The 17,342-nt window shown below is 65.3% G+C and carries 19 protein-coding genes; 14 read left to right on the top strand and 5 right to left on the bottom strand.

Annotated elements, in window-relative coordinates; genetic code table 11:
- Nucleotides 1-91 precede the first annotated feature (91 nt).
- The 4 genes from ccmB (at nucleotide 92) to AC0L23_RS34815 (ending at nucleotide 2,443) form a co-directional block, all read left to right on the top strand.
- Nucleotides 92-760 (top strand): heme exporter protein CcmB, encoded by a 669-nt coding sequence (gene ccmB / locus AC0L23_RS34830; protein ID WP_085348232.1) that lies wholly within the window; start codon nucleotides 92-94, stop codon nucleotides 758-760.
- 91 nt (nucleotides 761-851) lie between these two features.
- Nucleotides 852-1,640, top strand: a complete 789-nt coding sequence (locus AC0L23_RS34825) for a heme ABC transporter permease (RefSeq protein WP_085348231.1) — start codon at nucleotides 852-854, stop codon at nucleotides 1,638-1,640.
- Entirely contained in the window at nucleotides 1,637-1,822 is a 186-nt protein-coding gene (gene ccmD, locus AC0L23_RS34820) for a heme exporter protein CcmD (protein ID WP_085383156.1), read from the top strand. The genes AC0L23_RS34825 and ccmD overlap by 4 nt, the downstream gene beginning before the upstream one ends.
- A gap of 24 nt (nucleotides 1,823-1,846) precedes the next feature.
- Nucleotides 1,847-2,443, top strand: a complete 597-nt coding sequence (locus AC0L23_RS34815; RefSeq protein ID WP_085348230.1) for a DsbE family thiol:disulfide interchange protein — start codon at nucleotides 1,847-1,849, stop codon at nucleotides 2,441-2,443.
- A gap of 193 nt (nucleotides 2,444-2,636) precedes the next feature.
- On the opposite strand, the gene AC0L23_RS34810 is transcribed toward AC0L23_RS34815, so the two are convergent.
- Entirely contained in the window at nucleotides 2,637-3,239 is a 603-nt protein-coding gene (locus tag AC0L23_RS34810; protein WP_473358038.1) for a septation protein A, read from the bottom strand.
- A gap of 3 nt (nucleotides 3,240-3,242) precedes the next feature.
- Nucleotides 3,243-4,190: a signal recognition particle-docking protein FtsY gene (ftsY, locus tag AC0L23_RS34805; protein WP_085357209.1), complete on the bottom strand. Its 948-nt coding sequence runs from the start codon at nucleotides 4,188-4,190 to the stop codon at nucleotides 3,243-3,245.
- Between the two features lie 60 nt (nucleotides 4,191-4,250).
- Here ftsY and AC0L23_RS34800 point away from each other — a divergent pair, with 60 nt between their 5' ends.
- Together AC0L23_RS34800 and AC0L23_RS34795 are read left to right on the top strand one after the other, a co-directional pair.
- Entirely contained in the window at nucleotides 4,251-4,952 is a 702-nt protein-coding gene (locus AC0L23_RS34800; protein ID WP_085383157.1) for an RluA family pseudouridine synthase, read from the top strand.
- Between the two features lie 131 nt (nucleotides 4,953-5,083).
- A complete protein-coding gene (locus AC0L23_RS34795) occupies nucleotides 5,084-6,193 on the top strand; it encodes a DUF2336 domain-containing protein (protein ID WP_085357208.1) in 1,110 nt (369 codons plus the stop codon).
- Nucleotides 6,194-6,355: 162 nt separating this feature from the next.
- On the opposite strand, the gene mtaB is transcribed toward AC0L23_RS34795, so the two are convergent.
- Nucleotides 6,356-7,609 carry a tRNA (N(6)-L-threonylcarbamoyladenosine(37)-C(2))-methylthiotransferase MtaB gene (gene mtaB, locus AC0L23_RS34790; RefSeq protein ID WP_473358037.1) on the bottom strand — a complete coding sequence of 418 codons (1,254 nt, stop codon included), beginning with the start codon at nucleotides 7,607-7,609 and terminating at the stop codon, nucleotides 6,356-6,358.
- Nucleotides 7,609-8,484, bottom strand: coding sequence for a diaminopimelate epimerase (gene dapF, locus AC0L23_RS34785; RefSeq protein ID WP_085348226.1), 876 nt, complete (start codon nucleotides 8,482-8,484; stop codon nucleotides 7,609-7,611). The genes mtaB and dapF overlap by 1 nt, the downstream gene beginning before the upstream one ends.
- Before the next feature lie 220 nt (nucleotides 8,485-8,704).
- Here dapF and AC0L23_RS34780 point away from each other — a divergent pair, with 220 nt between their 5' ends.
- Nucleotides 8,705-9,478 carry a GyrI-like domain-containing protein gene (locus AC0L23_RS34780; RefSeq protein ID WP_085394261.1) on the top strand — a complete coding sequence of 258 codons (774 nt, stop codon included), beginning with the start codon at nucleotides 8,705-8,707 and terminating at the stop codon, nucleotides 9,476-9,478.
- 5 nt (nucleotides 9,479-9,483) lie between these two features.
- Nucleotides 9,484-10,203 carry an SIMPL domain-containing protein gene (locus tag AC0L23_RS34775; protein ID WP_085383554.1) on the top strand — a complete coding sequence of 240 codons (720 nt, stop codon included), beginning with the start codon at nucleotides 9,484-9,486 and terminating at the stop codon, nucleotides 10,201-10,203.
- Nucleotides 10,204-10,291: 88 nt separating this feature from the next.
- Here the strand turns inward: AC0L23_RS34775 and AC0L23_RS34770 are convergent, their stop codons facing one another.
- Nucleotides 10,292-11,356, bottom strand: a complete 1,065-nt coding sequence (locus AC0L23_RS34770; protein ID WP_085383555.1) for an MBL fold metallo-hydrolase — start codon at nucleotides 11,354-11,356, stop codon at nucleotides 10,292-10,294.
- A 329-nt stretch (nucleotides 11,357-11,685) separates the two neighbouring features.
- Between AC0L23_RS34770 and ffh the strand changes: the two genes are divergently transcribed.
- The 6 genes from ffh to leuC all read left to right on the top strand — a co-directional run bounded on the left by ffh (nucleotide 11,686) and on the right by leuC (nucleotide 17,303).
- Nucleotides 11,686-13,233 (top strand): signal recognition particle protein, encoded by a 1,548-nt coding sequence (gene ffh / locus AC0L23_RS34765; RefSeq protein ID WP_018459806.1) that lies wholly within the window; start codon nucleotides 11,686-11,688, stop codon nucleotides 13,231-13,233.
- Between the two features lie 86 nt (nucleotides 13,234-13,319).
- Entirely contained in the window at nucleotides 13,320-13,652 is a 333-nt protein-coding gene (rpsP, locus tag AC0L23_RS34760; RefSeq protein WP_007598827.1) for a 30S ribosomal protein S16, read from the top strand.
- A 9-nt stretch (nucleotides 13,653-13,661) separates the two neighbouring features.
- The gene (rimM, locus tag AC0L23_RS34755; protein WP_085357578.1) at nucleotides 13,662-14,207 is read left to right on the top strand and encodes a ribosome maturation factor RimM; all 546 of its coding nucleotides are present in this window, start codon (nucleotides 13,662-13,664) and stop codon (nucleotides 14,205-14,207) included.
- Between the two features lie 116 nt (nucleotides 14,208-14,323).
- The gene (gene trmD / locus AC0L23_RS34750) at nucleotides 14,324-15,079 is read left to right on the top strand and encodes a tRNA (guanosine(37)-N1)-methyltransferase TrmD (protein ID WP_018459804.1); all 756 of its coding nucleotides are present in this window, start codon (nucleotides 14,324-14,326) and stop codon (nucleotides 15,077-15,079) included.
- A 110-nt stretch (nucleotides 15,080-15,189) separates the two neighbouring features.
- A complete protein-coding gene (gene rplS / locus AC0L23_RS34745) occupies nucleotides 15,190-15,573 on the top strand; it encodes a 50S ribosomal protein L19 (protein ID WP_018459803.1) in 384 nt (127 codons plus the stop codon).
- Between the two features lie 323 nt (nucleotides 15,574-15,896).
- On the top strand, nucleotides 15,897-17,303 hold the full coding sequence (gene leuC / locus AC0L23_RS34740; protein ID WP_085357610.1) for a 3-isopropylmalate dehydratase large subunit: 1,407 nt from the start codon (nucleotides 15,897-15,899) through the stop codon (nucleotides 17,301-17,303).
- Nucleotides 17,304-17,342: the final 39 nt, after the last annotated feature.

The raw sequence follows: 17,342 nt of genomic DNA, 5'->3' as shown, positions 1-17,342 counted from the left end.
CCTCCCCCGCCCTCCCCCACAAGGGGGGAGGGAGCGCAGCTCGCCCGGGGCAACCGGCCGACGCTGCCTCCTCACCTCTGGGAGCAGTGGCATGACCGCCCTGTCTGCCCTCATCCGCCGGGATATCCGGATCGCGCTCCGCGTCGGGGGCGGGGCGTTGATTGGCGTGCTGTTCTTTCTGACCGTGGTGGTGCTGATGCCGTTTGCTGTGGGGCCGGACCTGGCACTGCTGTCGCGGCTCGGACCCGCCATCCTGTGGCTGGGGGCGCTGCTGGCGAGCCTGCTGACCCTGGACCGGCTGTTCATGGCCGACCACGAGGACGGCTCGCTCGACCTGATCACGATGAGCCGGACCCCGCTGGAACTCGCCTGCGCGTCGAAAGCGCTGGCGCATTGGCTGGCCGCCGGCCTGCCGCTGATCGTCGCAACACCCGTGCTCGGCCTGCTGCTCAACCTCGACATGGTCGCAACCGGTGCTGTGGCGCTGACACTGCTCGCCGGCACCCCGGCGCTGACATTTACCGGGATGGTCGGTGCGGCGCTGGCGGTGACGCTGCATCGTGGCGGCTTGCTGATGGCTGTCCTGGTGCTGCCGCTGTCGATACCGGTGCTGATCTTCGGCGTCGCAGCCTCGCAGGCGGCGATCGTCGGACCCATGACGTTCGGCGCGCCGTTCTCGATCCTGTGCGCGCTGTCGCTGGTCAGTCTCGTGATCGGCCCCTTCGCGGCTGCGGCGAGCCTGAAGCATGGGCTGGATTGAGATGGGCTGGACTGACCTTGACCCCGATCAACTTTCGCTGCGGACTTTCGTGCTGATTGCGTGAGCGCTTACCGGTGATTATCAGGATACCATGACGCTGATCGACCTCGCCAACCCCACACGGTTCCTCGCGCTGACGGCGCGGCTGCTGCCATGGCTTGCGGCCGCGACCATCATCCTGCTCGCGATCGGGCTCTATCAGTCTGCCACCGCACCCGACGACTATCAGCAGGGCGCGACGGTAAAGATCATGTTCATCCACGTGCCTAATGCCTGGCTGTCGATGTTCGTATGGGGCGTGATGAGCATTGCCTCGCTCGGCACGCTGGTGTGGCGGCATCCGCTTGCCGACGTCGCCGCCAAAGCGGCCGCCCCGATCGGCGCCAGCTTCACCTTCCTTGCGCTGCTCACGGGCTCGCTGTGGGGCCGGCCGATGTGGGGCACCTATTGGGAATGGGACGCGCGGCTGACCTCGGTGCTGATCCTGTTCCTGATGTATCTCGGCGTGATGGCGCTGTGGCGCGCGGTCGACGAGCCCTCCCGCGCGGCGCGCGCCGCCGCCGTGCTGACGCTGGTCGGCGCGCTCAACCTGCCGATCATCAAGTTCTCGGTCGATTGGTGGAACACGCTGCACCAGCCGGCCTCGGTGATGCGGATGGGCGGCTCGTCGCTCGACAAATCCTTTTTGATTCCGCTGCTGGTGATGGCGGTCGCGTTCACCCTGCTGTTCGTCACGCTGCATATCGCGGCGATGCGCAACGAGATTTTGCGTCGGCGCGTGCGGTCCCTGCAGATGATGCAGGCGAGCCGTGTGGCGTTTGCAGAAGTCGGCACCGGCTCGCGTGAAGCCAGCACGTCAAAAGAAGCTGGGGCTGCATGATCATGTCGCTCGGTCCCTATGCGTCTTTCATCGTGACATCCTATGCCGCGGCCGCCCTTGTGGTCGTGATCCTGATCTGCTGGATCGTGCTCGATCATCGTAGCCAGACACAGCGCCTGCGCGAGCTCGAGCGCAGCGGCGTGACCCGCCGCTCCGGCCGTAGCGCGACGGATCGGCCATGAGAGATCGAGCATGAGAGATCAATCATGAGCGAGCAATCGACGTCCGCTCCGCCGCAGCGCCGCACCTTCCTGATGGTGCTGCCGCTGATCGCCTTCATCGGCTTGGCGCTGCTGTTCTGGTTCCGGCTCGGCAGCGGCGATCCCTCGCGAATTCCGTCTGCGCTGATCGGACGCCCCGCGCCGCAGACCACGCTGCCGCCGCTCGAGGGATTGCAGGCTGACAATGTGCAGATCCCCGGCCTTGATCCCGCTGCGTTCAAGGGCAAGGTCAGCCTCGTCAATGTCTGGGCGTCCTGGTGCGTGCCGTGCCACGACGAGGCGCCGCTCCTGACCGAATTGGCAAAAGACAAACGCTTCCAGCTCGTCGGCATCAACTACAAGGATGCCGCCGACAATGCGCGGCGCTTCCTGGGGCGCTACGGCAACCCGTTCGGCCACGTCGGCGTCGATGCCAACGGCCGCGCCTCGATCGAATGGGGCGTCTATGGCGTGCCGGAGACCTTTGTCGTCGGTCGCGAAGGCACCATCGTCTACAAGCTGGTGGGACCGATCACGCCGGAGAATTTGCGGACGGTGCTGTTGCCGCAGATGGAGAAGGCGTTGAAGGCGGCGGGGAGCTAGCTCTGTCGTCAGTGTGAGAAGGACCCGACCCCAAACACCGCTGTCATGCCCCGGCTTGACCGGGGCATCCAGTACGCCGCAGCTCCTCCGTACCTCACGACTGTCTCTGGAATACTGGATCGCCCGGTCAAGCCGGGCGATGACAGTCGAGTATGTAGCTGCGCTTCGCTCGCAATGACGATTTGAGAGATCGTCACCCCTTCCTCACATCGCCCGCCTCGGCCTCGCTCGCTTCCAGCGACGCCGGCTCGAGGTGATAGCGCTTGGTCAGCGGCATCTGGGCGATGGCGAAGATCATGGTGATCGGCGTGACGCCGAACACCTTGAAGTTCACCCAGAAGTCGGTGCTCTGGGTGCGCCAGACGATCTCGTTCAACACCGCCATGCCGGCGAAGAACAGCGCCCAGCGCAGCGTCAGGATGCGCCAGCCCTGCGGCGTCAAATTGAACATCTGGTCGAACATGACGGCGATGAAGGAGCGGCCGAACAACAGGCCGCCGCCGAGGATCGCGGCGAACAAAGCGTAGATGATGGTCGGCTTGAGCTTGATGAAGGTCTCGTCGTGGAGCACCAAGGTCAGCGTGCCGAACACCAGCACGATGACGCCCGTCACGATCGCCATGATCGGAATGTGGCGCTTCACCACATAGGAGGCGATCATCGCCGCGACGATCGCGACCATGAAGGCGCCGGTCGCTGCGAACAGATTGAACTTCGCATTGACGAAGAAGAACACGAGCAGCGGGCCGAGCTCGGTCGCAAGCTTGAACAGCGGATGCGGCTGGGTCTTGTCCATTCTTCAGCTTTCGATTCCGGCAATGGCGCGGGCGAAATCACGCGCGGTGAACGGCGCGAGATCGTCGACGCCTTCGCCGACGCCGATGAAATGCACCGGCAGTTTGAATTTCTCCGCGAGCGCCACCAGAATGCCGCCGCGGGCGGTGCCGTCGAGCTTCGTCATCACGAGACCGGTGACCCCTGCGGTGCGATGGAAGGCCTCGACCTGCGACAGCGCGTTCTGGCCGACAGTGGCGTCCAGCACAAGCAGCACCGCATGCGGTGCAGTCGCGTCCACCTTGCGGATGACGCGCACGACCTTTTCGAGCTCGTTCATCAGCTCGGCCTTGTTCTGAAGCCGCCCGGCGGTGTCGATCAGGAGCAGGTCGACGGCCTGCTCCTTCGCCGCCGTCAGCGCGTTGAAGGCGAGGCTCGCCGAATCCGAGCCTTGCGCGCCTGATATGACGGGCGTCCTGGTGCGCTCGCCCCAGACCTTGAGCTGTTCGATCGCCGCTGCGCGAAAGGTGTCGCCGGCCGCCAGCATCACCTTGCGGCCTTCGGTTGCGAATTTTTGCGAGAGTTTCCCGATGGTGGTGGTCTTGCCGGAGCCGTTGACGCCGACCACGAGGATGACGAACGGCTTCTTGCCGGCGTCGATCTCGAGCGGTTTTGCCACCGCCGCCAGCACCTTCTCGACTTCGGTCGCGACGACGTCCTTGACCTCGTCCGCCGAGATCGCCTTGTCGTAGCGCCCGGTGCCGACCGCATCCGCGATCCGCACCGCGACGGAGGTGCCGAGGTCGGCGCGGAGCAGCACGTCCTCGATGTCGTCGAGCATGGCGCGGTCGAGCTTGCGCTTGGTGACGAGGTCGGCGACCGCGGTCCCGAGCGAGGACGAGGTGCGCTTCAGCCCGTCGGACAGGCGGCGCCACCAGCTCAGCTTGGGGGTCTCGGGGGTGGTATCGTTCATGGTGGCGGTGTGTTAGCCGTTCCGGCTCGCAAACGAAAGTCTTGACCGAAAGTCCTGCAATTGCTCGATGTTCCCGAATTGACGGCCGACGAAATCCTGGCGCGCGTGCTCCATCGCGACGGATTGATGCTGGTCATCGACAAGCCGGCCGGCCTGCCGGTGCATCGCGGACCCAAGGGCGGTGCCAATCTGGAAACCTCCTTTGAGGCGCTTCGTTTCGGCCTGCCGCGGCCGCCCGTGCTGGCCCACCGGCTGGACAAGGACACCTCCGGTTGCCTGGTGCTCGGCCGCCATCGCAAGGCGACGGCCTCGCTCGGCCTGCTGTTCAAGCATGGCAAGATCGGCAAGACCTACTGGACCATCGTCGAGGGCGGCCCCGCTGAGGACGAAGGCACCATCGACATGCCGCTCGGGCGGCTGAACGCCGAACGCGGCTGGTGGCAGAAGCCCGATCCCGAGGGCCAGAAGGCCATCACCAACTGGAAGGTGATGGGGCGGGGCGACGGCCTGACCTGGCTCGCCATGGAACCGGTGACCGGGCGGACCCATCAATTGCGGGTGCATTCGTCCGCGACCGGCTGGCCGATCTTCGGCGATAACATTTACGGCAACGGTCCGCGCTTCGGCGAGCCGAAGCTGCACCTGCATTCCCGCAAGATCGTGGTACCGATCTCCCGCAACAAGGAGCCGGTCCGCGTGGTGGCGCCGGCCCCACCCCACATGCACGAGCGCCTCCGCGCCTGCGGGTGGAACGGGGAGTAGTGCTGTCAGCCCCCCATGGTGAGGAGCGCGAAGCGCTCCCTATAGTTTACGAAACGTTCAGTGCTCGTCTCTAATGATAGCGGTTGCTTAGAACAAGCTTCCGTCAATCTGCTCAGGACGAGCTGCGCGTCATGTCCACGGCCGAGTTATCGATCATCGACGAGGTCGAGTCCGCGCTTCGGACTGGCTCGGCGGAAAAGGGCCTGGCAACAGCCCGCCGCGTCACCGACCTGTTCCTGTCCTCCGCCGGCAGTTTCGACGACGAGCAGATCGCACTGTTTGACGACGTGCTCGATCGCCTGATCGGCACCATCGAGCTCCGCGCCATCGCCGACATGGGCGCGCGCGTAGCGCTCGCCGAGATCAGCGCGCAGCTCGCGCCGATCGCGCAGGCGCCGCCATCGGTCATTCGCCGCCTCGCCAACAATGACGAAATCCGCATCGCTGGTCCCGTGCTGCAGGAATCCGCGCGCCTCGACGACGGCACGCTGGTGCAGATCGCATCATCCAAGGGCGAGCCGCATCTGCTCGCGGTCGCCGGACGCTGGTGGCTGAAGGAGATCGTCACCGATGCATTGCTGGCGCGGCGCTATCCCAGCGTCAGCCGGCGGCTCGCCGCCAATCCCGGCGCGCGCGTGTCCGGCAACGGATTTGCCGTCATCGTCGGACAGGCGGAGGCTGATCCCGAGCTCGCTGTCAGCGTCGGCATCCGCGTCGATTTGCCGTCAGACCTGCGCCGTCAATTGCTGCGCTCGGCGAGCGAGGCCGTGCGGACCCGCCTGTTGTCGCGCGCGCCGCCGCATCTGTTCGAGGAGATCCAGAGCGCGATCGCCGCAGTCACCGTTGGTGTCGAGCGCGAGATGTCGGGTGTCCGCGATTTCGAAGGCGCCAAGCGCGCCGTCGCAGGTCTTAGGGCGACCGGCCAGCTCAGCGAAGCGACGCTGCTCGGCTTCGCAACGCAGCGGCGTTATGAAGAAGCGGTGGCCGCATTGGCCGCATTGTCGGGATCGACCGTCGAAGTCATCCGCCCGCTGATGCAAAGCCTGCGCGAGGACGGCCTGCTGGTGCCGTGCAAGGCGGCGCAGCTCAGCTGGGAAACCACCGCCGCCGTGCTCGAAAGCCGCTTTGCGAGCGGCGCGATGAAGCCGGCCGATATCGCAAGGGCTCAAAGCCATTACGCGCGCATGATCCCGGAGAATGCGCGGCGGACGCTGCGCTTCTGGCAGGTGCGGGCGTTGTAGTTTTTCCCTCTCCCCTTGTGGGAGAGGGTGGCTCGCCGCGCAGCGGCGAGACGGGTGAGGGGTCTCTCTCCGCGAGTCCACATTGAGTTGAGTACGCGGGAGCAACCCCTCATCCGGCGCTTCGCGCCACCTTCTCCCACAAGGGGAGAAGGGAAGGAACCGTCACACCGTCAGCCGCGCGCCATCACGACCGGCGATCCGCAGCGGCGCGATGCGGCCCACACGCTCGCCCGCAATCGCCACCGGCAGATAATGCTCCGTCCGTCCCTGACCGTCGCTCTCGATCAGCACCTCACGCGTGGCGCCTATCTCGGCTTGCAGCCGCTGCAGGAGCGCGGTCTCACCGGCCGAGCGCAGCCGCTTCGCACGCTCCTTGATTGCACCGCCCGCCACCTGTGGCATCCGCGCGGCCGGCGTGCCGGGACGCGGCGAATAGGGGAAGACGTGGAGGAACGTCAGGCCGCATTGCTCGACCAGATCGAGCGAGCGCGAGAACATCTCCTCGATCTCGGTCGGAAAGCCCGCGATGATGTCGGCCCCCAGCGCGATATCCGGGCGCAGCCGGCGGACCTGGTCGCAGAACGCGATGGCGTCGCCGCGCGTATGCCGCCGCTTCATGCGCTTCAAGATCATGTCGTCGCCGGACTGCAGCGACAGGTGCAGATGCGGCATCAGCCGCGAATCCTCAGCAATTGCATCCAACAGATCGCTGTCCGCCTCGATCGAATCGATAGAGGAGATGCGCAGGCGCCTCAGCTCCGGCACATGCCGCAAGATCTGCTTCGTCAGCATGCCGAGTTTTGGCGTGCCCGGCAGGTCAGTGCCGTAGCTGGTGAGGTCGACGCCCGTCAGCACGATCTCGGCATGGCCGCGCTCGGCCAATGCCCGGACCTGATCGACCACGGCGCCCATCGGCACCGAGCGCGAATTGCCGCGCCCGAACGGAATGATGCAAAAGGTGCAGCGATGGTCGCAGCCGTTTTGCACCTGCACGAACACGCGGGGCAGCCCGCTCGCAAAGCCGTCGATGAGATGCGGCGCCATCTCCTTCACCGCCATGATGTCGCTGACGGCGATTTTTTCGCTCGTACCGAGATCGAACGCCGTACGCGCCTCGCGCCACGCAGACGACCGCATCTTGTCGTCATTGCCGACGACGCGATCGACCTCGGCCATCTCGGCGAACATGCCGCTTTGCGTCTGCGCCGCGCAACCGGTGACGACGATGCGCGCTCCCGGCCGCTCGCGCTTCAATTTGCGGATCGACTGCCTCGCCTGCGCCACCGCTTCGTTCGTGACGGCGCAGCTGTTGATGACGATGGCATCTGAAAGACCCGCGCCCTCGGCCTCGCGGCGGATCACCTCGGCCTCGAAAGCATTGAGGCGGCATCCGAAGGTGACGATGTCGACGCTCATCACCCGACCGGCGCGAACAGCGCCGGATCGAAACGGCCTTCATATTCGAAGGTCGCCGTGCCCGTCATCAGCACGTGATCGTCGCGCTCGCGCCATTCGATCCCGAGCTTGCCGCCGGGCAGCGTGATCTCGACATTGCGCTCGGCGCGCTTCAGCCGCGCCGCCGCGACCGCCGTGGCACATGCGGCCGAGCCGCAGGCCCTGGTCAGGCCGGCGCCGCGCTCCCAGGTGCGGATCGTGATGTGCTGGGGATCGACGATATGGGCTAGCGTGATGTTGGCGCGCTCCGGGAAGATCGGATGGTTCTCCAGCAGCGGACCGAAACGCTCGAGGTCGTAGGCGTTGACGTCATCGACCCAGAAGATCGCATGCGGATTGCCCATGCTGACCACCGAGGGCGAATGCAGGATCGGATTGTCGATCGGGCCGATCTGCAATTCGATGTAGCGGGTGTCACGAAATTCCTGGTCGAGCGGAATGTCCTGCCAGCCGAACTTCGGCGCGCCCATGTCCACCGTATAAAGATCCGGCGCCGGACCCTGCCAGGCATTGAGCAGGCCCGCGGCCGTCTCGAACGTTGCCGTGCTCTGGCCAGTCTTTTCGAAGATGCGCCGCACGACGCAGCGCATGCCGTTGCCGCAGGCGCCGGCCTCGGAGCCGTCACTGTTGTAGATGCTGATGAACGCTTCGGTGCCGTCGAAGCGCGGCTTCTGCAGCACCATGAGTTGGTCGTAGGGCACGCCGCCTCGCGGCGATGCCACCGCGCGGGCATCGTCCGGGGTGACCTTTGAGGTGGAATCGCGCATGTCGACAACGACGATCTCGTTGCCGATGCCGTTCATCTTGGCAAATGCGTGGTTGGCCAGCGCGCTCATGAAAATTCCCGAATTTCGCCTGCCTTATATGGCGATCCTTGGCCCTCTTGGCCAGTGATTTGCCGACAAGAGCCAGGACGCTGCCATGACGCATCTGTCATGGGACGAATTCGGCGCTCGCGTGTTAGAACGGCGCAATTCGCGCGATCCGGGACATGCGGCCGGGCTAAGGCTTCGGGGACGTAAGGCCTTGGCGGATAAGCTATTGGGGAGAATAAAAATGTTCAGGTTTCGTCGTCTCGTTTTGGCCGCGCTGATCCCGGCAGCGGCCTTGTCGTTTAGTCTGTCCGCCACGCTGGCCCAAACGCCGAGCCCGGCACCGGCCGCATCAGCGAGCCCCTCGCCGGCCCCGTCGGCTTCGCCCGCCCCGGCCGCGAGCGCTGCCCCCGTGGCCACGCCCTCGCCGGCGGCCAGCGCCTCGCCAAACCCTGCCACTTCCCCTGCAACCTCGCCCTCGCCCGCCGCAAGTGCCTCACCCAGCCCCGCCGCCCCGCCGCCCGCTGCGGCCGCGACGCCGGCTCCCGTGCAGACGGCCGATCCCTTCGGCCAGGAGACCACGCTCGAGCCCAAGAAGGTCGTGATGGTCAAGGGCACTGCCAATTGGGACTCGGCCTTCGACACGCTGATTGACGCCTTCAAGGCGCTGAACACGCTGTTGGACAAGCAGGGCATCAAGCACGCCGGCAATTCGATGATCGTCTACACCTCGACGGACGATACCGGCTTCACCTTCCTTGCCGAGATCCCGGTCGATCAGGACCCGAAGAACCTGCCCAAGGACATGAGCGTCGGCAAATCGCCGGAGGGCAAGGCGCTGAAATTCGTTCATCGCGGCTCCTACGACAACATGGACAACACCTATGAGGCGATCACCAATCACCTCGACGACAAGAAGCTGGAAGCCAAGGACACCTTCATCGAGGAATACCTCACCGATCCCCTGAAGACGGCGGAGGACAAGCTCGTGATCAATGTTTTCGTGCCGCTGAAGTGAGACCGATGAAAAAGCCTGCCATCCTTTTGACCTCCCTTGTTGCGTCCTTTGCCGCCACGATGCTGGCAACGCCTGCGCTCGCCGACGATTTTCCGTCCGCGATTTCGGTGAGCGGCGAAGCCACGATCTCCGCCGCGCCTGATCTGGCGCAGATCGACGCCGGCGTCGCCAACGACGCCAAGTCTGCGAAGGAAGCCTCCGACGCCAACAACGCCGCGATGGGCAAGGTGCTGCTGGCGCTGAAGGGCGCAGGCATTGACGAGAAGGACTACCAGACCTCGCGGCTGTCGCTGCAGCCGCAATACGGCCAGAACAAATCCACCGGCGCCTCGCCCGTTGTCGGCTTCCGCGCCTCAAACCGCGTCACCGTGAAGATCCGCGACGTGACCAAGGTCGCCGCCATCATCGACACGCTGGTCGGCGCCGGCGCCAACGATATCGGCAACATCTCCTTCGAGGTTACGCAGGCCTCGAAACTGCTCGACGATGCCCGCGAGAAGGCCGTCGCAGACGCCCGCCGCAAAGCGGAGATCTACGCCAGGGCCACCGGCGTCACGCTCGGAGCGCCGCTCAGCGTCTCCGAAGGCGGCGCCCCGATGCCGCTGTTCAAGGGACGCATGGCCGCAGCTCCCATGGCCGCACCGCAGGCCGCGGTCGCGCCGGGCGAGGAAACGCTAGCGGTGACGGTGAATGTGAGCTGGGCGATCAAGGCGAAAGAGCAGTAGAGGCAGCTGCCGCTACAGACTCCATTGTCGTCCCGGCCGCAATTGCGCACTAGGCCGGGACGACAGCGGGTTCGAAGCGACGGCGAAGCTAGATCTCCACCACCTGCCCCGGCTTCATCGCCACAAATCTTTCCTGCGAAACCTTTGCCGCGTCGAGCGCCTCGACCAGTGCCTTCGCTGGTGCATCTATTGCTTCATCGGTCAGCTGAAACGTACCGTGGTGATGCCCGAGCGCTTGCTGCGCGCCGCAATCCGCCAGCGCCTTCACCGCGTCTTCCGGGTTCATGTGCTGGTCGCGCATGAACCAGCGCGGCTCATAGGCGCCGATCGGGAGGATCGCCAGGCGGAGCGGCCCGTGCCTCTCGGCGACGCGGCGGAAATGCCCGCCATCGCCGTAGCCGGAATCGCAGACGACGTAGATTTTCCCCGCAGGCGTCTCCAGCACGAAACTCGCCCACAGCGCCTTGTTGCGATCGAACATGCCGCGCGCCGACCAGTGCCGGGTCGGCACCAGGGTCACGGCGATACCGCCGCCGAGCTCGACGCGATCGTGCCAGTCGAACGCTTCCACCTTGATCGTCGCATCGGTGCTGCGCATCGTGACGTCATTGCCGAGCGGGGTCACCACACGCGGCGCAAAATTCTTGGCGAGCCGCGACAGCGTCGCCATGTCGAGATGATCGTAATGGCCGTGCGAGACCAGCACGACATCGATCTTCGGCAGCTTGTCGAACGCAATGCCGGGATCGTTGTGCCGTTTCGGCCCGGCGAAGCTGACGGGCGAGACCCGCGTCGACCAGACGGGATCGACGAGAATATTGAGGCCGCCGGTCTGGATCAGCCAGCTGGCGTGGCCGACGAAAGAGAGCCGCACCTTGTCGCCGTCGACGCGGTCCGGCGGGGCGTCGGCATGGGGGCTCGGCGCCCAATCCGGCCAGGTCGCGCGCTGCCGCTTGCCGCCGAATTGCCAGCGCAGGACCTCACGAAGCGATTTCGGCGGCACGCCGTCCGGATCGAAGAAGTTCAGGCCGTCGAAATGGTCTGAGACTGGGCCGTCATAGGTTTTCATGCGGGACATCCAAAGGGAGGGCACGCCGACCAATGCGCCGGCACCGGCGAGCAGTCCGAAAAGGCGGCGGCGGGTGATCGGCACGGAACTGGCTTCAAAGATGGTCGGAGGGGGAGGACATCACCGCTATATGGGCGGGGTCTGCGGAAAAGGAACCCGCCGCCGGAAAGTTCATCTTTTCAAGGCTTTGCCTTCCAAAGCAGCCCCGGCCATACTAACTTTCCTTGACTTTCGGGCGTCAGCGGCGTTTAACCCCGGCACTTCTCGGAAAGGCTTTCTTTTCGACCCGCCGACTGGTCCCAGAGGCCAGAGGCCAACGCCCGACAGCGCGATGCGCCCTCGGGCGTGAAGGTGTTTGGATTTCTGCTCCCTCGCCCCGCGCTTGCGGGGAGAGGTGAAAAAGGACAACGGCATTGTTCGACAATCTGTCGGAACGGCTTGGCGGCATTCTCGATCGTCTGACGGGGCGCGGTGCGCTGACCGAAAAGGACGTCGACGCCGCGATGCGCGAAGTGCGCCGCGCACTGCTGGAAGCCGACGTCGCGTTAGAGGTGGTGCGCAGCTTCACCGAGCGGGTCCGCGAGCAGGCGATCGGCGCCACCGTCGTCAAGTCGGTGACGCCAGGCCAGATGGTGGTCAAGATCGTCCATGACGAGCTGATCAATACGCTCGGCGCCGAAAGCCAGACCATCGACATCAATTCCGTGCCGCCGGTGCCGATCATGATGGTCGGCCTGCAAGGCTCCGGCAAGACCACCACCACCGCGAAGCTCGCCCGTCGCATGGTCCAGCGCGACAAGCGCAAGGTGCTGATGGCCTCGCTCGACATCTACCGTCCCGCGGCGATGGAGCAGCTGGCCGTCCTGGGCCGCGATCTCGACATTCCGACGCTGCCGATCGTCGCCGGCCAGCAGCCGGCGCAGATCGCGAAGCGCGCGCTCGAGGCCGGCAAGCTCGGCGGCTACGACGTCGTGCTGCTCGACACTGCCGGCCGTACCACGCTCGACGAAGAGATGATGGCGGAAGCGGCAGCGATCAAAGCCGCCGCCAATCCGCATGAAGTGCTGCTGGTGGCGGACAGCCTCACCGGCCAGGACGCCGTCAATCTCGCTCGCGCCTTCGACGAGCGCGTCGGCCTCACCGGTATCGTGCTGACGCGCGTGGACGGCGACGGCCGCGGCGGCGCCGCGCTGTCGATGCGCGCGGTCACCGGCAAGCCGATCAAGCTGCTCGGCACCGGCGAAAAGACCGATGCGCTGGAGGATTTCCATCCTGATCGTATCGCCGGCCGCATCCTCGGCATGGGCGACGTGGTCTCGCTGGTCGAACGCGCTGCCGCCAACATCGATGCCGAAAAGGCCGCGCGCACCGCCGAGCGCATGCGCAAGGGTCAGTTCGACCTCAACGACATGCGCGAGCAGCTGTTGCAGATGGCCAATATGGGCGGCATCAGCGGCCTGATGGGCATGATGCCCGGCATCGCCAAGATGAAGAACCAGATCGCGGCCGCCGGCATCGACGACAAGATTTTGAAGCGCCAGGTCGCGGTGATTGATTCGATGACGCGCGACGAGCGCCGTCATCCCGATTTGCTCAAGGCCAGCCGCAAGAAGCGCATCGCCGCAGGTTCCGGCCAGAGCGTCGAGCAGGTCAACAAGCTGCTCAAGATGCACCGGAACATGGCCGATATGATGAAGGCCATGGGCTCCGGCAAGCGCGGTCCGCTCGCGGGCATAGCGCAGGCGATGGGCTTTGGCGGCGGCATGAAGCCGCCTTCGCCGGAAGAGATGAAGGCGCTGCAGGAGAAGATGCAGGGTGGCGGCGGACAGGGTCTGCCCAGCCTGCCGAAGGATCTACCTGCCGGGCTGCGCCAGGGTCTGCCGAACGTTCCGGGCCTGACCGGGCTGAGCGGCAAGCCGATGCTGCCGGGTCTCGGCGGTTTCCCTGGCAAGAAGAAATGAGGAATTCGTCGCGGGAGATCGCAGCGGTCTCGCGCAACGCGGAATACCAATCAACCGAACAAAACGTACTTTGAAGGAGAACTTAGATGTCCGTCGTTATCCGTCTCGCCCGCGCTGGCACCAAGAAGCGTCCCGTCTATCACGTCGTCGTCGCCGATTCGCGCTTTCCGCGCGATGGCCGCTTCATCGAGCGTCTCGGCTATTTCAACCCGCTGCTGCCGAAGGACAACGAGACCCGGCTGAAGCTCGACATGGACAAGGTGAAGGCCTGGCTCGCCAAGGGCGCGCAGCCGTCGGACCGTGTATCGCGCTTCCTCGACGCCGCCGGCGTCAAGAAGCGCGAAGTGCGCAACAACCCCGAGAAGGCCGTGCCGCGCAAGGAGCGCAAGGCGCAGGCCGAAGCCGCCGCGAAAGGTTAAGGCCAGATCATGCCGGCGCTGGTCTGCGTCGCGCGGATCGGCGCCGCGCATGGTGTGCGCGGCGCGGTCAAACTGTGGACCTTCACGGAAGATCCGTTTGCCGTGCGGAGCTACGGTCTGCTTTCGTCCAAGGACGGCAAGCGCCAGTTCGAGGTCGCAACGGCGCGCGCGGCCAAGGATCATCTGGTTGCAACGTTCAAGGGCGTCACGACTCGCGATGAGGCCGAGCGCCTCAACGGCATCGAGCTCTACGTCGCGCGCGAAAAGCTGCCCGCGACGGACGAGGGCGAATATTACCACACCGATCTGATCGGGCTCGCCGCCGTCACCATGGCCGGCGATGCGCTCGGCCGCGTGCTCGCGATCCACAATTTCGGCGCCGGTAACATCATCGAGATTGCGCCGCCCACAGGAGCCACACTGCTGCTGCCGTTCACGGACGCGGTGGTGCCGGAGGTCGACATCGCCGGCGGCCGCGTCGTGATCGCGCTGCCGGAGGAGATCGCGGGCGAGGATCCCTCCCCGGGTCGTCCCGGCGAAGGCCGGGACCCATAACCGCCGCCAGAATTTTTAGCTAAGCTGATCGCTCCAGCCGTCGCAAAACGAAGTGCGGTGGTTCTGGGTCCCGGATCTGCGCTCCGCTTGTCCGGGACGACAATAACTGAGATCCGATGACCAACCCCTCACCCTGGCGCGCGACGGTGCTGACGCTGTTTCCGGAGATGTTTCCGGGGCCGCTGGGCGTGAGCCTGGCCGGCCGGGCGCTGGCTGGCGGGCTCTGGGAGCTGGAGGCGCGGGACATCCGGGCCTCGGCCACCGACCGCCACCGCAGTGTCGATGACACCCCGGCCGGCGGCGGACCGGGCATGGTGCTTCGGGCCGATGTTCTGGCGGCCGCGATCGATGCCGCCGGGATCGGGCCGGACCGGCCGAAACTGCTGATGAGCCCGAGGGGTCGGCCATTGACCCAGGCCCGGGTTCTCGAACTCGCCAAGGGCCCGGGTCCTCTGATCGTCTGCGGGCGGTTCGAGGGGGTGGACCAGCGCGTGATCGACGGGCGGGGCCTGGAGGAGGTCTCGATTGGGGATTACGTCCTCTCCGGCGGCGAAATCGCGGCCTTGGCCCTGATCGACGCCTGTGTTCGGTTGCTTCCGGGCGTGATGGGCAAGGAGGCCTCGGGAACCGAGGAAAGCTTCTCGGACGGCCTGCTCGAATACCCCCAATACACCCGGCCGCAGCGGTTCGAGGGAACCCCGATTCCGGAGATCCTGACCTCCGGTGACCATGCCAAGGTCGCCAGCTGGCGGCGGGAGGAATCCGAGGCCCTGACCGCGGCCCGGCGACCGGATTTGTGGGCCCGGATCCCGAGCAAAGTCCCGAATCGGGGCGGACGCCAAAAAACGCCAAAAAACAAGACAGACGGGTGACAAACGCTCCGGCTTGCCTTATAGCAGCGGCCACATCCGCAATGGCTGGATAAACGAATTTCGCGCAGCCCCCGTTTTCCAAGGCTGGGCGCGCCGATGGAGATTTACCCATGAACCTGATCCAACAGCTCGAAAAAGAGCAATTCGACAAGCTCTCCGCCAACAAGGAGATTCCGGAATTCGGCCCCGGCGATACCGTGATCGTCAACGTGAAGGTCGTCGAAGGCGACCGCACCCGCGTGCAGGCCTATGAAGGCGTTTGCATCGGCCGTTCCGGCGGCGGTCTCAACGAGAGCTTCACGGTGCGCAAGATTTCGTACGGCGAAGGCGTGGAGCGCGTGTTCCCGGTGATGTCGCCGATGATCGACTCGATCAAGGTGGTGCGCCGCGGCAAGGTGCGTCGCGCCAAGCTCTATTATCTCCGCAACCTTCGCGGCAAGTCGGCCCGCATCGTCGAGAAGAAGCAGGACCGTCCGGCTGCCGTCAACGAGTAAGCTCCGCTTACAGGCGAGTTTCCAAAAGCGCGGGGCCAACCCCGCGCTTTTTTGTTGCGTCAGCCGTGCGCGTCAAAGCCCTCGCGATTCCGGTTCGGCCTGCTATATATTCTTGGAATGTTTCCAGATTTGACCAGCCTCTCGCCTGTCAAGCGCGTCGTCATCGACGATCGCTCGCGGCTGCCTGGCCGGTTCTTCGGACGCTTCGCGACCTCGGCAACGTCAGAGCTTACGCGCGCAGCCTAAAAGCTGCGCTGACGATTTTGTTGCCCGCGCGCTATCCGCGCAACCCGCTCTACACAACATTCCTGGAGCTGACGCTCATGTCCAAGCCGATCACATTGTACGACAAGATCTGGAACGACCATCTGGTGCACGAAGCCGAGGACGGCACCTGCCTGCTCTATATCGATCGCCATCTGGTGCACGAGGTCACTTCACCGCAGGCGTTCGAAGGCTTGCGCGCCACCGGACGCAAGGTGCGCGCGCCGGAGAAGACGCTGGCCGTCGTCGACCACAACGTGCCGACCACCGACCGCACCAAGCCGAACCCCGACCCTGAAAGCATCGAGCAGATCAAGGCACTGGCCGACAACGCCCGGGAATTCGGCATCGAATATTACGACGAGTTCGACAAGCGTCAGGGCGTCGTCCATGTCATCGGCCCCGAGCAGGGCTTTACGCTGCCCGGCACCACCATCGTCTGCGGTGACAGCCACACCTCGACGCATGGTGCGTTCGGCGCGCTCGCGCACGGCATCGGCACGTCCGAAGTCGAACATGTGCTGGCGACGCAGACGCTGATCCAGAAGAAGGCGAAGAACATGCGCGTCACTGTCGACGGCAAATTGCCGGATGGCGTGACGGGCAAGGACATCATCCTCGCCATCATCGGCGAGATCGGCACCGCGGGCGGCACCGGCTACGTGCTCGAATACGCCGGCGACGCGATCCGTGCGCTCAGCATGGAAGGCCGCATGACGGTCTGCAACATGTCGATCGAAGGCGGTGCGCGCGCCGGACTGGTCGCGCCGGACCAGAAGGCGTTCGACTTCCTGCGCGGTCGTCCGAAGGCGCCGAAGGGCGCCGACTGGGACGCGGCGATGCGCTACTGGGAGAAGCTGCGCTCGGACGAGGGCGCGCATTTCGACCACGAGCTGCGGCTCGATGCCGCGAAGCTGCCGCCGATCGTGACCTGGGGCACGAGCCCTGAAGACGTGATCTCGGTCACCGGCAGCGTGCCCGATCCCGACAAGATCGCGGACGAGGCCAAGCGCCTGTCGAAGCACCGCGCGCTGAAATACATGGGCCTGACCGCGGGGACGAAGATCACCGACATCAAGCTCGACCGCATCTTCATCGGCTCCTGCACCAACGGCCGGATCGAGGATCTGCGCGCCGCCGCCAAGATCGCGGAAGGCAAGCAGGTCGCAGGCGGCGTCAACGCCATGGTCGTGCCGGGCTCCGGCCTCGTGAAGGAGCAGGCCGAGGCTGAAGGTCTGGACAAGATCTTCATCAAGGCCGGCTTCGAATGGCGCGAGCCCGGTTGCTCGATGTGCCTCGCGATGAACCCCGACAAGCTGGCTCCGGAAGAGCGCTGCGCCTCGACCTCGAACCGCAACTTCGAGGGCCGCCAGGGCTTCAAGGGCCGCACCCATCTGGTGTCGCCGGCGATGGCCGCAGCCGCTGCGATCGCGGGTCACTTCGTCGACATCAGGGAGTGGCGGTAAGCTGCTCCCTGCAATTTGAGTGATTGCGGCAAACCGCCG

Source organism: Bradyrhizobium sp. MI1.4 (genome assembly GCF_055811315.1).
This window is presented reverse-complemented; position numbering and strand designations above follow the sequence as displayed.

What these genes read in the sequence shown, in the direction of transcription:
- ccmB (WP_085348232.1), top strand. Translation starts at nt 92, where the DNA reads ATGACCGCCCTGTCTGCCCTCATCCGCCGGGATATCCGGATCGCGCTC.
- AC0L23_RS34825 (WP_085348231.1), top strand. Translation starts at nt 852, where the DNA reads ATGACGCTGATCGACCTCGCCAACCCCACACGGTTCCTCGCGCTGACG.
- ccmD (WP_085383156.1), top strand. Translation starts at nt 1,637, where the DNA reads ATGATCATGTCGCTCGGTCCCTATGCGTCTTTCATCGTGACATCCTAT.
- AC0L23_RS34815 (WP_085348230.1), top strand. Translation starts at nt 1,847, where the DNA reads ATGAGCGAGCAATCGACGTCCGCTCCGCCGCAGCGCCGCACCTTCCTG.
- AC0L23_RS34810 (WP_473358038.1), bottom strand. Translation starts at nt 3,239, where the DNA reads ATGGACAAGACCCAGCCGCATCCGCTGTTCAAGCTTGCGACCGAGCTC.
- ftsY (WP_085357209.1), bottom strand. Translation starts at nt 4,190, where the DNA reads ATGAACGATACCACCCCCGAGACCCCCAAGCTGAGCTGGTGGCGCCGC.
- AC0L23_RS34795 (WP_085357208.1), top strand. Translation starts at nt 5,084, where the DNA reads ATGTCCACGGCCGAGTTATCGATCATCGACGAGGTCGAGTCCGCGCTT.
- mtaB (WP_473358037.1), bottom strand. Translation starts at nt 7,609, where the DNA reads ATGAGCGTCGACATCGTCACCTTCGGATGCCGCCTCAATGCTTTCGAG.
- dapF (WP_085348226.1), bottom strand. Translation starts at nt 8,484, where the DNA reads ATGAGCGCGCTGGCCAACCACGCATTTGCCAAGATGAACGGCATCGGC.
- AC0L23_RS34780 (WP_085394261.1), top strand. Translation starts at nt 8,705, where the DNA reads ATGTTCAGGTTTCGTCGTCTCGTTTTGGCCGCGCTGATCCCGGCAGCG.
- AC0L23_RS34775 (WP_085383554.1), top strand. Translation starts at nt 9,484, where the DNA reads ATGAAAAAGCCTGCCATCCTTTTGACCTCCCTTGTTGCGTCCTTTGCC.
- rpsP (WP_007598827.1), top strand. Translation starts at nt 13,320, where the DNA reads ATGTCCGTCGTTATCCGTCTCGCCCGCGCTGGCACCAAGAAGCGTCCC.
- rimM (WP_085357578.1), top strand. Translation starts at nt 13,662, where the DNA reads ATGCCGGCGCTGGTCTGCGTCGCGCGGATCGGCGCCGCGCATGGTGTG.
- trmD (WP_018459804.1), top strand. Translation starts at nt 14,324, where the DNA reads ATGACCAACCCCTCACCCTGGCGCGCGACGGTGCTGACGCTGTTTCCG.
- rplS (WP_018459803.1), top strand. Translation starts at nt 15,190, where the DNA reads ATGAACCTGATCCAACAGCTCGAAAAAGAGCAATTCGACAAGCTCTCC.
- leuC (WP_085357610.1), top strand. Translation starts at nt 15,897, where the DNA reads ATGTCCAAGCCGATCACATTGTACGACAAGATCTGGAACGACCATCTG.